The sequence below is a fragment of the Paraburkholderia sp. NMBU_R16 genome (assembly GCF_013282575.1).
Lineage (GTDB): Bacteria > Pseudomonadota > Gammaproteobacteria > Burkholderiales > Burkholderiaceae > Trinickia.
In genome coordinates this window covers 47,292-62,716 of sequence record NZ_JAAAYE010000035.1, presented here as the reverse complement: position 1 = coordinate 62,716, position 15,425 = coordinate 47,292, and the positions used below count along the sequence as shown (strand labels likewise).

The 15,425-nt window shown below is 64.6% G+C and carries 11 protein-coding genes; all 11 read right to left on the bottom strand.

What is annotated here, in order from left to right:
* Nucleotides 1-138: 138 nt before the first annotated feature.
* Nucleotides 139-3,027, bottom strand: coding sequence for a hemagglutinin repeat-containing protein (locus GWC77_RS18340; protein ID WP_217283325.1), 2,889 nt, complete (start codon nucleotides 3,025-3,027; stop codon nucleotides 139-141).
* A gap of 334 nt (nucleotides 3,028-3,361) precedes the next feature.
* On the bottom strand, nucleotides 3,362-4,255 hold the full coding sequence (locus tag GWC77_RS18335; RefSeq protein WP_254367026.1) for an ABC transporter permease: 894 nt from the start codon (nucleotides 4,253-4,255) through the stop codon (nucleotides 3,362-3,364).
* Between the two features lie 35 nt (nucleotides 4,256-4,290).
* Nucleotides 4,291-5,160 (bottom strand): ABC transporter permease, encoded by an 870-nt coding sequence (locus tag GWC77_RS18330; protein ID WP_173259307.1) that lies wholly within the window; start codon nucleotides 5,158-5,160, stop codon nucleotides 4,291-4,293.
* An 83-nt stretch (nucleotides 5,161-5,243) separates the two neighbouring features.
* Nucleotides 5,244-6,320, bottom strand: a complete 1,077-nt coding sequence (locus GWC77_RS18325) for an ABC transporter ATP-binding protein (protein ID WP_173259305.1) — start codon at nucleotides 6,318-6,320, stop codon at nucleotides 5,244-5,246.
* A 67-nt stretch (nucleotides 6,321-6,387) separates the two neighbouring features.
* Nucleotides 6,388-7,548, bottom strand: a complete 1,161-nt coding sequence (locus tag GWC77_RS18320) for an extracellular solute-binding protein (protein WP_173259303.1) — start codon at nucleotides 7,546-7,548, stop codon at nucleotides 6,388-6,390.
* Between the two features lie 50 nt (nucleotides 7,549-7,598).
* Nucleotides 7,599-8,528: an SMP-30/gluconolactonase/LRE family protein gene (locus GWC77_RS18315; RefSeq protein WP_173259301.1), complete on the bottom strand. Its 930-nt coding sequence runs from the start codon at nucleotides 8,526-8,528 to the stop codon at nucleotides 7,599-7,601.
* A 4-nt stretch (nucleotides 8,529-8,532) separates the two neighbouring features.
* The gene (locus GWC77_RS18310) at nucleotides 8,533-9,384 is read right to left on the bottom strand and encodes an NAD(P)-dependent oxidoreductase (protein ID WP_173259299.1); all 852 of its coding nucleotides are present in this window, start codon (nucleotides 9,382-9,384) and stop codon (nucleotides 8,533-8,535) included.
* Between the two features lie 37 nt (nucleotides 9,385-9,421).
* On the bottom strand, nucleotides 9,422-11,017 hold the full coding sequence (gene garD, locus GWC77_RS18305) for a galactarate dehydratase (protein WP_173259297.1): 1,596 nt from the start codon (nucleotides 11,015-11,017) through the stop codon (nucleotides 9,422-9,424).
* Nucleotides 11,018-11,106: 89 nt separating this feature from the next.
* The gene (gene gudD / locus GWC77_RS18300) at nucleotides 11,107-12,450 is read right to left on the bottom strand and encodes a glucarate dehydratase (protein WP_173259295.1); all 1,344 of its coding nucleotides are present in this window, start codon (nucleotides 12,448-12,450) and stop codon (nucleotides 11,107-11,109) included.
* A gap of 57 nt (nucleotides 12,451-12,507) precedes the next feature.
* Entirely contained in the window at nucleotides 12,508-13,941 is a 1,434-nt protein-coding gene (locus tag GWC77_RS18295) for an enolase C-terminal domain-like protein (RefSeq protein ID WP_367949061.1), read from the bottom strand.
* A gap of 46 nt (nucleotides 13,942-13,987) precedes the next feature.
* The gene (locus tag GWC77_RS18290; protein ID WP_173259293.1) at nucleotides 13,988-15,346 is read right to left on the bottom strand and encodes an MFS transporter; all 1,359 of its coding nucleotides are present in this window, start codon (nucleotides 15,344-15,346) and stop codon (nucleotides 13,988-13,990) included.
* Nucleotides 15,347-15,425: the final 79 nt, after the last annotated feature.

The following is a 15,425-nucleotide window of genomic DNA, read 5'->3' as shown; positions in this document are numbered from 1 at the left end:
TTGCCGAACTGCTCAAGAAGTTCAGCAGGAATCGCCGGCAGCTCTACCGGTGGGGTCTTGGGTTTGCGAGGCATATTTTCTCCTGGGGAGCATCATATGCCTTGAACACGAAATTTCTGACAGACCCGCCTCAGACCATCAGAAATCCCTGAAATGAGGCCCAGATTTCCATATCCCGAAAAATCGACTGGCTCGACGAGCCGACGAAAGGTACGCGCTCGCTGACGAGGGGTATTTCAGCAAGCTGTTAGCTGCCGCGAGTCCAGTTCCAACCTTCGCCAAATCCCTAGCAACGCCGACCGGATCACTCTTTACAGCATCGCCGACCTTCTGACCAAACGTATAGTCGAACAGCCCCGCCTGCTTCTGATCGTTGATCCAATCATTCTCCGCTTGCAATTGCGACGCCTCGAGGTGACTCACGTAGTTCGCCATGTACTCGGCGCTGCCGGGCTTGTACTGCGCCCAGCATTTCACCTCATAACAGGCTGCTTTCGTTAGCCGCTTCTCCAGCTCCTCGTCACCGCCGGCGGCTTTTCTAATGGTTTGCTTCTCCTCGTCATGCAACTGCCTGTTGTATAACGTCTCCACCTGCGCAGCCGTCACCGCCTGGGCACTATCGGCCCCCATCGCCTGAGCTACCCCCGCCACCAGCGACGCCACCAAATTCGCGCGAGCGTCCTTCTCGCTCGGATCCAGCCCCTCCGTCCGGCTCGCCTGATCCAACACGCTATTGAGCACCACCCCGGCCGACGCGCCCAACGCCCCCGCCCCACACTCTCCCCCCGACGCCGCCCCTCCCGCGCACCCCAGCACCGCATGCAGCGCCGTATGCGCCGCGCTCCCCTCGCCACCCAGATACGGCGACAACGCCTTGATCTGCTCCGCACCCAGCGTCTGCAAATACGTCGCCCCAGCCGCCTGCACAAACTGGCTCGTCGCGCCCGTCACGTTCCCTCCTGCCGCCGCCGTCAACGCAGTCAGCACCCGACGCCCAGCCCCACCCGGCCCCCAGGTCGCACTCTCCTCGAGCACCTGCGTCAATTGCGCCATCCGCTCAGTGTCTCGATCACCCTCCGGCTTGGCCTTTTCGCTGTCCAGCTCCCGCTGTGCTTCGCTCGCTGCCTTCGCCCGATTCGCCAGGAACGTCCCCGTCTCCCTTTGCAACGCCCCGACGATTTCGAAGCCCGCCCGAATCTCCTTCTCGTCGAAGATCGGCGTCAACGCGTTGGTCCCGTCATGCTCGGTCGTCACATCGCGATTCACGCTAGCGACAATCTCGTCAGCCCCTTTGCCCGTGAGCGCCCGCTGCTTCGCATCGTCGGTGATACGAATCGCTCCGCCGCTGACCCCGCTCACCGTCGTGCTGCTACCGCTACCCGACGCAGCCATCGCCGCCGGCGGCGTCGCACTCCAATTGCCCGACGTTGCCACGTTGTTCCCCGGGACCTTGTCGCCACCCGTCGTCGCCTGCCCCTGCTGGTTCGTGCCGACACCACCCGCCGCCGTATTACCCTTGTCACCGCCCGACGCCGTGCCCCCGCCGCTGAAGCTGTAACCGCCTCCTACCGCAAAGCTGCTCGCGTTGTATTCTGCCCGGTTCTCGATGTCGCTCGTGGTCAGCGTCGCTGTCACCAAGCTGTTGACGTCATCCGCGACAGCTTTCTCCGTGCTCGTAATCGCACCGCCCTTCAAATCCGTATTGCCCTTCACATCGATCTGAAAACCCGCGTCGCCGGCCTTGATCCCTGACTGCTCCATCACGCTCGCAAAGTCGCTCTTCATCTTCTGCTGACCGATATTCGCGCTCGCCGACACGCCCGCGCCCGCCGTCACGCTGCCCCCGATCGACTGATCCTTGCTGCGATAACCGCTTACGTCCTGCAAGCTCTCGATGTTCAGGTCGCCACCCACATGAGCCACCACCTGCTCGCCGCTTGCCATCGCTCCGCGCAGCGTCGTATCTCCGCCCGATTCCAGTATCAGCTTCTTACCCGCGGATACATGCGTATTCGTCCACGTCACATCGGTGCCGTCGGCTCTGCCGCGCGAGCCGCTCGCATTCGCCGTCACGCCCACCGACGCGCCTTGCGAGCTGACGCTGACCGCCACCCCAACGCCGCCGCTCGCGCTGCTGCTCGTACGGTGCAACTCGTGCGTGTTATCCGCCGCCAGCAGCTGAATCTCGCCGTCGGCCTTCAACTTCACGTTGCCCCCGCCTTTGATCTCACTGCCCTGCACGGTCAACGTCGAATCCTGGTCCGCGCCGGTGGCGCGAATCGTCACGTTGCCCCCCGCCGCCACGTTAGAGCCGACCGCCTGAACGGTGTCTTCCGTCGTCTTGCTACGGCTCGTGGATCCGCCCACCGTGATCGCGATATTGACGCCCCCACCCGATTTCGGATCGGACGCCACCGCATCGGCCGCATTCTTGGCCGCCAGCGCCGTTGCCGCGCCCGCCAACGCTTTCATGCGCGGATCCGACGTCTGACCCGCCGCATGTTTCATCTGTCCGGCCGTCTGTACCGCAGCAATCACAGGCGCCGTCACCGACACAGTCAGCCCCGATTGCTTGAACACAGTTTCCTGCGTGCTGTGACTCGTTTCTTCGGCCGCCAGGATGGCGACTTTCTTCGCGTCGATTTCGACATCGCCGCCCAGCGCCACCACGTCGCTACCCGTCTGGGTATAGCGATTGCCCGCCTTGATCGCGACCTTGCCGTTCGTCGCGCCCACGGTTGACCCCGACACCGTGGTCCGGGCGTCCGCGTTATCCTGGCTTTGCTGTTGCGTGCCAACGGTGAAGCTCATTCCTCCATTGCCGAAAAGCCCCGTCTTCGTCTCCTTCCGGAAGTGCCGTTCGGTCAGCGAATCGGTGGCAGCGTCGATGTTCACGTCGTGCGCGGCAACGAGCGCCGTGCCGTCCGTCGAGACGACATTGCTGCCCTTCAAGTTGATATCGTTGCCGGCCTGCACATAGGCCGTGTTGCCCGAAAACGTCGTGGCCTGGTTCGTGGTTTCCGACAGCGCATTGCGCGTCGAGATCGTCTTCGACGAAAACCAGCTGCTGTTGCCCTTATGCCGATGCGCCTCGTCGACGTCGCGTATCGTCTGCGACGAAGTGAGGTTGACATCGTGGCCGGCCGTCGCGTGCCCGTTTGACGTATGCGAAAGGCGCTATTTTTAGGAGTAACGGGTCATCGGTGAGCGCGGAGATGAAATATCGGACTGTTTCCGTTGGTTCAACCAAGCGGAAACAGTCCGATAACCGGCCGCACGGCCGCGATCAGGGAGCGATGGAAAGGATTCCGAGGGAGAGGAAGGCGCGGGAGCCGGTCGAACACCGGCTCCCGCCAAGGTACTAGCGTTGCTCTTTCACCCGTGAGACCAACTGCGTCGGGCTCACGAACTGCAGCGCGATCACGACCCATATGAGCGTGATGGCCATGTAGATCATCGCCATCGCGTCGATCGATTGCGGCGCGCGCACACCGGTTGAAAACACCGCGTAGTAAAGCGCCACCACGAGCGTTTGCGTGTTCGGCCCGGCCGTAAAGAAGGTCAACTCGAACATCCCGATCGTGCGCACGAGCACGAGCAGACCCGCCGCCAACATACCGGGCACCAGCAACGGCAGCAGCACATGGCGGAAGTACCGCGCCGTGTTGGCGCCGAAGATGCGCGCGGCGGCTTCGAGGTTCGGATCGAGCTGTTCGATGAACGGCGTCATGACGAGAATGACGAACGGCAACGCGGGTACCAGGTTGGCCAGAATCACCCCGGCCAGCGTGCCTGCGAGGCCGACCTTGTACATCACGGTCGCCATCGGAATGCCGTACGTCACGGGCGGCACCATCAGCGGCAGCAGGAACATCAGCATGACGAGACGCTTACCGGGAAACGTTGCGCGCGCCAGCGCGTACGCGGCCGGCACACCGAGCGCGATCGACAGCAGCACTACGGCGCCGACGACCTCGACGGTCACCCACAGCACGCTCGAGAGCTGGAAGTCGCTCCATGCCTGCGCGTACCAGTGCAGCGTGAAGCCCTGCGGCAGCAGCGTACCGAACCAGCGCGTCGCCACGGAGTTCACCGCGACAGTCGCGATCAGCAACAGCACGTTGAGCAGGAAAAACGCCATCGTCCCGCGCACGATGACCTTCCAGACACGGCCACCGAGGCTCTCGGTATGCTTGCGTTCGGGCTGCGCGTTGGAGTTGGAGCCGGCGCCGCGCGAGCCGGTCGTCTCCGGCATCGATATCGCGCGAGCGGTTTGATTGTCGGTCGCCATCATCCTTTTCCTCCCGTCACCGGCCCGGTGTAGAAGAAGCGCCGCGCACCCAGCATGCCTCCCACCACCAGCAATTGCACGAAGCCCATCAAGATCGCAATGGTCGAGGCGAGCGAGTAATCATAGCTTTCGAAGGCGGCCTCGGCGGCAGCGATCGAAATCACACGCGTGGGCCCTGCCGGCGCGCCGAGCAGAACGGCCGACGGAAAGACCGAGAACGCCTGCACGAACGAGAGGCACGCGGCCATCGTGAGACCGGGCACGAGCAGCGGCAGATAGATCTGCCGAAACTGCTGCCACGGATTCGCGCCCAGCGTCGCCGCGGCACGCGCCAGCGTCGGGTCGATGCCGCTCACGTACGACAGCGTAAGCAGGAACGCGAACGGAAAGCCCGAGACGATGAGCGAAATGAGCACGCCCCAGTAGTTATGCGTGAGCCGCACTTCGTCGCCATACATGTGCAGCGCTTGCACGCCCTGCGTGAACCAGCCATTCGGCGAAAAGTAGGTGAGCATGCCGTCGGCGATCAGCACCGTGCCGAGCGTGACCGGAATCACGAGCAGCGTGGTCACGAACTTCTGGTACCGCGATTTGCGCCGCAACGAGAACGCGACCGGCACAGACAAGCCGACGTTGACGAGCGTCGCCGGCACCGCAAGCTTCAGCGTGACGAAGATCGTCGGCCACATCGCGCTGTCGGTGAAGAACGTAACGTAGTTCGCCAGCACACCGCCGCCGTTCATCGGCTGAAACGACAGCACGAGCCCGTACGCGAACGGATAGATGAACAGCGCCAGAATGAACCCGAGTGCCGGCGTGACGAGCCATCCTTTCGCGTCACGCGGCCCCGAAAGCGAAAGCATACTCATGATGCCTCCCGCAGGGCCGCCCCAAGGGAGGCATCGGCCCCCGCGGGGGGCAGCGAACGATAGTAAGCGTGGGGGTCGTTCATTTAGCGCTCCTCGCGATAGACGAGCGCGCGCTCGCTGGCAATGGCAAGCGTGACACGCTCGCCTTCCGCGAATTCGCCTTCCACACGTGCCCAAAGCCTGCCGAACGGCGCCTTGACGAAGAGCAGCGAATCGCGGCCGCCGTATTCGACCACTTCGACGTCGACGTCGAAAGCGTTCGTCGAACCGGGCTGCGCACGAACGAGGTCTTCGGGGCGAATGGCAAGCATTGCGGATTTCGCGTCGAACTCTTCCATCGGCGTGGCCACGAACCTGACGCCGCCCGCGGCGACAGCCACGCCCTCGCCCACGGCGCCTTCGAGCATACAGCCGACGACATTGCGATAGCCCATGAACCGCGCGACATGCAGGTTCTTCGGCCGGCCGTAGATTTCCTTGGGCGACGCCACCTGCTGCACGACGCCCTCTTTCATCACGACGATGCGATCGGCCATCGAAAGCGCTTCGTCCTGATCGTGCGTAACGTAAATCGTCGCACGCTCGAGCTCGCCGTGAATGCGACGGATTTCTGCGCGCATCTCGATGCGCAGCTTCGTGTCGAGGTTCGACAGCGGCTCGTCCATCAGCACGACGGGAGGCTCGATGACGATCGCGCGGGCAATCGCGACACGCTGCTGCTGACCGCCCGAGAGCTGTCCCGGCAGCTTGTGCTCGTGGCCGACGAGTTGCACGAGCTGCAAAGCCGCACGCGCACGGCGCTCGATTTCGGCTTTGGGCGCGCCGCGCATGCGCAGACCGAACCCGACGTTCTCGAGCACGCTCATATGCGGAAAGAGCGCGTAGTTCTGAAAGACCATGCCGAAGCCGCGCTTTTCCGGCGGCAGCACGTCGATTCGCTTGTCGTCCAGCCAGATTTCGCCGCCGGTCAACGGCTGAAGGCCGGCGATGCAGTTGAGTGCCGTCGATTTACCGCAGCCCGACGGTCCGAGCAGTGCGATGAACTCGCCGCGCTCGATCGCAAGATCGAGCCCTTGAAGCGCCGCGACGTGAGCGCCTTCGGCATTAGCGAAGCTGCGGCACACCGAGTTGAGACGCAACCGATCGAAAGTATGCTTCATGATGATTTCCTGACTGACATCTGGCCGGCGGGGCGGCTCGCGCTACCCCGCCGCGTTCACTTCGAGATTACTTCTTCTGCGCACCGATCTCGGTGTCCCACTTCTTGAACGCCTCGACCATCTTCTCGGCCGGCAGCGGCTGAACGTTCGGGTACTTCTTGAGCCAGCCGCCATACTCGGGCCGACCGAACTTCTGCAACACGATCCGGCTCTTCTCGGGAGCGTCGGAAGGCGTCAAGCCGTCGATCGCGGGGCCCGGATAGAAGTAGCCGTCGTCGTAAGTCATTGCCTGCTGCGGCTTCTCGAGCATGAAGGTCATCATCTTCTCGAGCACTTCCACCTTCGCCTTGTCCACGCCCTTCGGAATGACCATGTAGTGCGCATCGTTGACCCACTTCATGTTGTCGAACGGCTGCACCTTGAATGCGGCCGGCACGACGCCGAGCGCGCGCGGGTTGATGTCCCAGCCCGTTACCGTGACGGTCATGTCACGCGTGCCTTCGCCGAGTTCCTTCATGACGGCAGAGGTGCCGCCCGGGTAGTACGGCACGCACTCGTTCAGCTGCTTGAGGAACGCCCAGGTCTTGTCCCAGCCCTTGATCGGATCCTGCGGATCCTTGTCGCCGAGGATGTACGGCAGGCCCATCAGGAACGTACGGCCCGGGCCCGAGTTGGCCGGGCGCGCATAGATCAGTTTGTTCGGATGCGCCTTGCACCACGAGAGCAGTTGCTCGGGCGTCTTTGGCACTTCGTTCGGCGGGACCTTGTCGGGGTTGTATTCGACAAGCGGTCCAGCCGGCATGAACGTCACTTCGAGACCCTCGCCTTGCGCGAGTTTTTGCATTTCTTTCGGACCCGGCGAGTACTTGGCATTCGCGTTCTTGATCATGTCCTCGGGCAGCGTCATCCACAGCTTCTGCTCGATACCGGCCGCGAGCGCGTCGGTGCCGGTCAACACGAGGTCGATATCCGAGCGGCCCGCGCCTTGCATCGCCTTGATCTTGCCCGGCAATTGCGGCGCCGGCGCGTTCGTGTACGTGATGTTGCTGACGAGGTTCGGGTTCGCTTGCTTGAACGCCTCGAAGCCCGGTTTCGTCAGCGCCAGATTGCCGGCCACATCGACGATGTTGAGCGTGACCGGTTCGGCCGACGCAGCCGCGGCCGCGAGCGAAAAACAAACTGCGGCCGCGAGATGGCCTGCTCGTCGCGCGAAATGCGTACTTTTCATGTCTCCTCCGTTTTTGAACATGGTCTCGATTGCCTCTTTGCGGTTATCGGTTATGGAGTGCCGCTCGTTGCCCTTTCAACTTCGCGGCGTGGTTGAAGACGCGCTAGCGGTTCGTGCAGTCCCTTGATCCCGGGGTTCAACGCGAACACAGCGCCCGAAAGCGGATCGCCAGCCTGCACGATCGATGTGACGAAGAGCGTATCGAGATGCGTGCCGCCGAATGCGCACATGGACGGCTTCGCAACGGGCACTTCGATGCTGCGATCGAGCTTGCCGGCGGGCGTGAAACGATGCACGACGCCCGCATCGTTGCCGCAGATCCAGTAGCAGCCGTCGGCGTCCACCGACGCGCCGTCGGGCCGGCCCGCGTGCACGATCATGTCGACGAACACGCGCCGGCGGTGCGGCTCGCCCGTGTCGATGTCGTAATCGAAGGCCCATACGATCTGCCGGCTCGCATGCGAGTCCGACAAGTACTTCGTACGTCCGTCCGGGCTGAACGCAAGGCCGTTCGAGACGATGAGTCCGTCGACGAGCGCGGTGAACCCCGCGCCTGCATCGAGCCGCATCAGCGTACCAACCGGCATCGCGAGCGTCGTATCGAGGACCATGGTACCGGCAATGAAGCGGCCGCGCGGATCGCATCGTCCGTCATTGAAGCGCATATCGCCACGCGGATGAGAGACGCGCGCGAGCAACGTGCACTCGCCGAGCGGCGCGCCCGCGTCGGGACGCGGCACGCGGTAGATTCCCGATTCCATCGCCAACAGAATGCCGTCGTCGTCCGTGATGGCGATCGAGCCCGCCATTTCGGGCAGCGCCCACTGCTCGATGGCGTCCGCATCGGCGCGCCAGCGCCACAGCATGCGGCGCGGAATGTCGGTCCAGTAAAGCGCGAGCTCGCCCGCATGCCAGACCGGGCTTTCGCCGACCTCGCACCGCATTGCGCCGACACGCTCGATCGATACCGTTGGCCGCATCGCCCTAGTCTCCGAACGGGCCGGCGATGACGAACGCGCCGCCTTGAAAGCGGCGCACCGGATCGGTCTCTGCAAGCGGCGGCTGCTCGTTCTCGATGCGTGCGCGCCACGGTTCACTCGTTTGTGCCGGCACATAGCCGATACGCGCGGCGGCCGCGTCGTTGTCCCACCACCAGTCGCGATTGGCCGACACGCCGTACACGATCAGGCAGCCCACCTCCGGCACGAACATCGCACGGCGCACGAGCTGCTCGAGGTCGTCGTAACCGAGCCAGGTCGTCAGCATGCGGCGATCCTTCGGCTCCGGAAACGACGAGCCGATACGCACGCAGACCGATTCGATGCCGTAGCGATCGAAGTAAAAACGCGCGAGCTGCTCGCCGAACGCCTTGGAAACACCGTAGTAGCCGTCGGGACGCGGCGCGTCTTCGGGGCTCACGACTTCGTCCTGGCGGTAAAAGCCGGTGACGTGGTTCGAGCTCGCGAAGACGATGCGCCGTACGCCATGTCGGCGCGCCGCTTCGTAAAGGTTGTAGGTGCCTTGGATGTTCGCCGGGAGAATCTCTTCGAACGGTCGCTCGACCGATACGCCACCGAAGTGAACGATCGCATCGCAGCCGCGCACGAGCGCGTCGATCGCCGCGGCATCGGCCAGATCGCAAGGCATCGATTCTTCGCCGTCGTGCAGTTCGGCGATCGGGCCCAAGTCCGACGAGCGCAGCACGTCGCAATATCGGGTGAGGCGCTCGCGCAGCACGCGCCCGAGGTTGCCCGCCGCGCCCGTGAGCAGGATGCGCCCGCAATGTGTGCTGACACCCGAGAGCGGGTCCGCGGTCGTGAGAGTTTCAGTCGTCATGTCGAATCAGCTCTGAGCAGCTCTGAGCAGCTCTGGATCAGGTTACCGGGGCCGGGTTGAAAAGCACGAGGTCGTTGCGCAAGCCGAGCTTGTCGGCGCAGACCTCGCGCTTGCCGCTCGCCACGTCGAGGATCATGCGGAACAGCTCCCAGCCGATGTCGGCGATGCTGGCCTCGCCCGTCGCGATGCGGCCCGCGTCGAGATCGATCAGATCGTGCCAGCGCTCGGACAGCGCCTTGCGTGTGGACACCTTGATGACGGGCGCCATCGCCAGGCCGTAAGGCGTGCCGCGGCCCGTCGTGAAGACCTGCAGGTTGATGCCGGAGGCAAGCTGCAGCGTGCCGCAGACGAAATCGCTCGCCGGCGTGGCGGCAAAGATGAGACCCTTGCGCCGCATCTTCTCGCCCGGGCCGAGCACGTCGACGATCGGGCTCGTGCCCGACTTGACGATCGAACCCAGCGCCTTTTCGACGACGTTCGACAAGCCGCCGCGTTTGTTGCCGGGCGACGGATTCGCGCTGCGGTCCGCGCGCCCGCCGCTCAGGTAGTCGTCGTACCAGGCCATCTCGCGCAAGAGCGCCCGACCGACGTCTTCATCGATGGCACGCGGCGTCAGCAGATGAATCGCATCGCGCACTTCGGTCACTTCGGAAAACATCACCGTGCCGCCCGCGCGCACGATCAGATCGGCCGCATAGCCGACCGCCGGATTGGCCGTCACGCCCGAAAACGCGTCGCTGCCGCCGCACTGCACGCCGATCACGAGATCGGAGGCAGGACAGGTCTCGCGCCGGCGCTCGTTCAGGCGCGCAAGGCGTTTGTCGGCCATCTCGAGGATCGCATCGACCATCTCGCCGAAACCGTGATACGCCTCGTCTTGCAGCGACAGCACAGGCGATTCGGGCTTGCCGGCCACTTCGATGGGGATGCGGCCGCCCGGCGCGAGCTCCGACGGAACGAGCCGCTCGGGCACGAGCTTTTCGCAGCCGAGGCCGATCACCATCACTTCGCCGCCGAAGTTCGGATTCACGGCGAGGTTCTGCAACGTGCGGATCGGCACGATCGCGGCCGGCGCGTTGATCGCGACGCCGCAGCCATAGGTGTGCGTGAGCGCGACGACGTCGTCCACGTTCGGATAGCGCGGCAGCAACTCGCGCTTGATGCGCTCGACGACGTAATCGGTGACGCCGGCCACGCACTGCACGCTCGTCATGATGCCGAGGACGTTCTTCGTGCCGACGGTCCCGTCGGCATTGCGATAACCCTCGAACGTGTAGCCTTCGAGCGGCGGCAAATCGGGAGCGGCCCGCGTGGCGAGCGGCAGCGCATCGAGCGCCGGCGGCTGCGGCAACTGCACGGCGTGCTCGTCTACCCAGCTACCGCGCGGCAGCGCCTTCGCGGCATAGCCGATGATCTCGCCGTAGCGGACCACGGCGTCGCCCTCCGCCAGATCGGCGAGGGCGACCTTGTGCCCTTGCGGCACGCCCTGCGCGAGGACGGTGCCGTCGGCAAGCGTCGTGCCGGCGGGCAGCCCGCGGGCATTGACGACGATCGCAACGTTGTCGCGCTCGTCGACGCGGATCGTGAGCGCGCCCTCGGCGGTCTGCTCGGGCGCGGTGGTGGAAGCGGACATTGCTTGAGACTCCATCGTGACTGCTTCAGTGCCTGTCTGTCGGCCGAATGGCTATCGCGAACGCGACAGGCAGGCGGGTATGCATGCGCTCAGCGTACGAGACACGGGCGCTTGTTGTCGAACGTCCAGCCCGGGATCAGGTATTGCATCGCGACAGCGTCGTCGCGGCTGCCGAGCCCATGCTCGAGATACAGCGCATGCGCCTCGGCAAGCGCTTGCTCGTCGAGTTCGATACCGAGGCCACCGCGCTCGGGCACCGCCACCTGACCTTCGACGATCTCGAACGGTGCCCGCGTCAACCGCTGGCCGTCCTGCCAGATCCAGTGCGTGTCGATCGCGGTGATGTTGCCGGGCGCGGCCGCCGCGACATGCGTGAACATCGCGAGCGAAATATCGAAATGGTTGTTCGAATGCGAGCCCCAGGTGAGCCCCCATTCGGCGCACAGTTGGGCAACGCGCACCGAGCCGCGCATCGTCCAGAAATGCGGATCGGCCAGCGGGATATCGACCGATTGCAGCGATACGGCATGGCCGAGTTGGCGCCAGTCGGTCGCGATCATGTTCGTCGCCGTCGGCAGCCCCGTCGCGCGACGGAACTCGGCCATGATCTCGCGGCCCGAGTAGCCGCCTTCGGCGCCGCACGGGTCTTCCGCGTAGGCGAGCACATCGTGCTTGTCACGGCACAGACGAATGGCTTCGGCCAACGGCCACGCGCCGTTCGGATCGAGCGTGATGCGCGCATCGGGAAAACGCTTGGCCAATGCAGTCACGGCCTCGATCTCCTCGTCGCCGGGCAGGACGCCGCCCTTGAGCTTGAAATCGCGGAAACCATAGCGTTCGCGCGCGGCCACCGCGAGATTCACGACTGCCTGGGGCGTCAGCGCGACTTCGTTGCGCAGCCGGAACCACTCGTTATCGGCCTCGGGCTCGCTGCGATAGTCGAGCTTCGTGCGCCCGCGATCGCCGATATAAAAGAGGTAGCCGAGCATCGGCACGTGGCTGCGCTTCTGCCCCTCGCCGAGAAGCGCGGCTACCGGCACGTCGAGATACTGGCCGAGCAAGTCGAGCAGCGCGGCTTCGATCGCCGTCACGGCGTGCACGGTCACGCGCAGATCGAAGGTCTGGTTGCCGCGCCCGCCGGCGTCGCGATCGGCGAAGCGCCGGCGCACGGCATTGAGCGCGTCCTGCCAGCGGCCGATCGGCGTGCCGACGATCAGCGCGCCGGCCTCTTCGAGCGTCGCGCGAATGGCTTCGCCGCCCGGCACTTCGCCAAGCCCGGTACGGCCGTCGCTATCCTCGACGATGACGATGTTGCGGGTGAAGAACGGTCCATGCGCGCCGCTCAGGTTGAGCAGCATGCTGTCCCGGCCCGCGACGGGAACCACGCGCATGCGCGCGATCAGCGGAGTTTTACTTGAAGCGTTCGGCATCATGGATCGGTGTATCGGTTGCAGTTGCAGTTGCTGTTGCTATCGCATGTTCGAGGTTGACTACGCGCCGCTCGCGCCGCGCATCGCGCGTCCGAAGCTCGGCCGCTTCGGATCGTAGGTCCACCCCGGCACGAGATAACGCATGGCCATCGCGTCGTCACGCGCACCGCTGCCGAGCGACTTGTACAGTTCGTGAGCCCGCATGACGCGGTCCATGTCGATCTCGATGCCGAGACCCGGCCGCTCGGGCACCCCCACGGTGCCGCCGACGATCTGAAGCGGCTCGCGCGTGAGCCGCTCTTCGCTCTCCTGCCAGATCCAGTGCGTATCGATCGCCGTAATCGGCCCCGGGGCTGCCGCGGCGACATGCGTGAACATCGCCAGCGAAACATCGAAGTGGTTGTTCGAATGCGAGCCCCAGGTGAGGCCCCACTCGCTCGTCAACTGGGCGACGCGTGCGGAGCCCTGCATCGTCCAGAAGTGCGGGTCCGCCAACGGGATATCGACGGCTTGCAGCGAAACGGCATGGCCGAGCTGACGCCAGTCGGTCGCGATCATGTTCGTGGCCGTGGGAATACCCGTGGCGCGCTTGAACTCCGCCATCGTCTCGCGCCCCGAGTAACCGTTCTCGGGGCCACACGGATCTTCGGCATAGGCAAGCAGATGCGATTGCCCGCGGCACAGCCGAATGGCTTCGTCGAGCGACCACGCGCCGTTCGGATCGAGCGTCGCGCGCGCATTCGGAAAACGGGCCTTGATGGCGGCGATGGCCTGCATTTCCTCGTCGCCGTCCATGACACCGCCCTTCAGCTTGAAATCGGCAAAGCCGTAGCGGTCGGTCGCCGCTTCAGCAAGACGCGCGATGTCCTGCGGCGTCAATGCCGCCTCGTGACGCAAGCGCAACCAGCCGTCGCGCGCGCTGGCGCCGTCGAGATACGGCAGGTCGGTCTTGCGGCGCTCGCCGATATAGAAGAGGTACGCGAGCATCGGTACCCGATCGCGCTGCTGGCCGTTCGCGAGCAGCTCGGCCACCGGCACGCCCAGGTGCTGGCCCAGAGAATCGAGCAGCGCCGCCTCGACGGCGGTCAGGACGTTATCCATCCGCAGATTGATTTCGTGCGGCTGGCGCAGCACGGCGGATTCGGCTTGCGAGCCGACTTCGTAGACCGTGCCGCGATGCGCCGCATCGGCGCCTCCGCCCAGCGCACGCCGGATCGCGTTCAGCGTGCCGTTCATGCGGCCGATTTCGGTGTCGATGACGAGCGGCTTCACGCGCTCGAGGGCCGCGCGAATCCCCTCGCCGCCCGGCACTTCACCGACACCGGTGCGACCGGCCGAATCGCTCAGCACGACGAGATTGCGCGTGAAGAACGGGCCATGCGCGCCGCACAGGTTCAGCAGCATGCTGTCGCGCCCCGCAACCGGAATCACCTGCATGCCGGTCACGCGCGGTGTGTTGCCTCGCTTGCCGTCGTCCGTCGTTTGCTGCTCCACCTTGATTCGCTCCTATCGTGTTCGTTGTCTGCTCATCGCTTCGCGATCATCGTGCCGGCGCCAGTTCCACGCGCTGGATCTTGCCGACGATGAAGATGTAGCAAATACATGCCACGAGCCCATGCAAGCCGACGAAGACGAGCGCGCCGTTGAACGAACCCGTATGACCGACGATATAGCCTACGGCGATCGGCGTCGTGATGCTCGACAGGTTGCCGAACGTATTCATGAGGGCGCCCGAAAGGCCGGCGATCTGCTTCGGTGCGGTATCGGAGTTGACCGCCCAGCCGAGCGCGCCCAGTCCCTTGCCGAAGAATGCGAGCGCCATGAACGCGACCACGACCGCCTGCGCATCGACATAGTTGCAGATGACCATGCTCATCGACAGCAGCATCCCGAGCACGATCGGCACCTTGCGGGCGATCGAGAGCGAGGCGCCGCGCCGCAGCAGCGCATCGGAGATGATGCCGCCCAGGATGCCGCCGAGAAAGCCGCACACCGCGGGCACCGAGGCGACGAAGCCCGCCTTCAGAATCGACATGCCGCGCGCCTGGACGAGGTAGATCGGAAACCAGGTGATGAAAAAGTAGGTCAGCGCGTTGATGCAGTACTGGGCGATATAGATACCCATCAGCATGCGGTTGCGCAGCAACTGCTTGATGTAGGCGATGTTCGGGCCGCTGCGGCGCTCGGCGGTCACGGCCCGGTCGATATCGACGAGTCCCCCGCCGTTCTCGATGTACTCGATCTCGGCGCGGTTCACGCGCGGGTGCTCTTTCGGATCGCGCACGAACACCTGCCAGGCGACGGCGGCGATCACGCCGAGCACGCCCATGACGATGAACACATGATGCCAGCCGAAGCTATGCACGAGCCACGCCATGATGGGCGCGAAAATGACCGTGGCGGCGTACTGCGCGGAATTGAAGATCGCCGACGCGGTGCCACGCTCGTTCGCGGGGAACCAGGCTGCGACGATGCGGCTGTTGGCCGGGAAAGCCGGCGCTTCGGCAACGCCGACGAGAAAGCGCAGTGCGAACACGGCGGCCACGGCGGCCGCGCCGGTCAGAAAACCGATCGTGCCCTGCGTGAACGTGAAGATCGACCAGATCAGAATGCTTGCACCATAGACGCGCCGCGAACCGAACTTGTCGAGCAGCCAGCCGCCCGGCAACTGCGCGATCACATAGGACCAGCCAAAAGCCGAGAAGATGTAGCCGAGCTGCACGGCGCTCATGCCGAGGTCCTTTTGCATCGCGGAGCCGGCAATCGAGACCGTGGCACGGTCGGCATAGTTGATGGTCGTCACGATGAACAACATCGTGAGAATCAAAAAGCGCACGCGCGTCGCGCGCAATGCGGTCGGGGTGCTCTGGGCTCCGACAGCGGGGGCCTTGATTTCCATGTGTCTCCTCCGTTTATCGGCGGCGCTTCGCTTATTGCTCGCGCACGCCTTGCGTTGACCGGGCCTGGGCCCGGCCGGT

Coding starts and splice junctions, on each gene's coding strand:
- gudD (WP_173259295.1), bottom strand. CDS start 12,450: ATGATGCCGAACGCTTCAAGTAAAACTCCGCTGATCGCGCGCATGCGC.
- GWC77_RS18330 (WP_173259307.1), bottom strand. CDS start 5,160: ATGAGTATGCTTTCGCTTTCGGGGCCGCGTGACGCGAAAGGATGGCTC.
- garD (WP_173259297.1), bottom strand. CDS start 11,017: ATGTCCGCTTCCACCACCGCGCCCGAGCAGACCGCCGAGGGCGCGCTC.
- GWC77_RS18310 (WP_173259299.1), bottom strand. CDS start 9,384: ATGACGACTGAAACTCTCACGACCGCGGACCCGCTCTCGGGTGTCAGC.
- GWC77_RS18320 (WP_173259303.1), bottom strand. CDS start 7,548: ATGAAAAGTACGCATTTCGCGCGACGAGCAGGCCATCTCGCGGCCGCA.
- GWC77_RS18325 (WP_173259305.1), bottom strand. CDS start 6,320: ATGAAGCATACTTTCGATCGGTTGCGTCTCAACTCGGTGTGCCGCAGC.
- GWC77_RS18290 (WP_173259293.1), bottom strand. CDS start 15,346: ATGGAAATCAAGGCCCCCGCTGTCGGAGCCCAGAGCACCCCGACCGCA.
- GWC77_RS18335 (WP_254367026.1), bottom strand. CDS start 4,255: ATGCCGGAGACGACCGGCTCGCGCGGCGCCGGCTCCAACTCCAACGCG.
- GWC77_RS18315 (WP_173259301.1), bottom strand. CDS start 8,528: ATGCGGCCAACGGTATCGATCGAGCGTGTCGGCGCAATGCGGTGCGAG.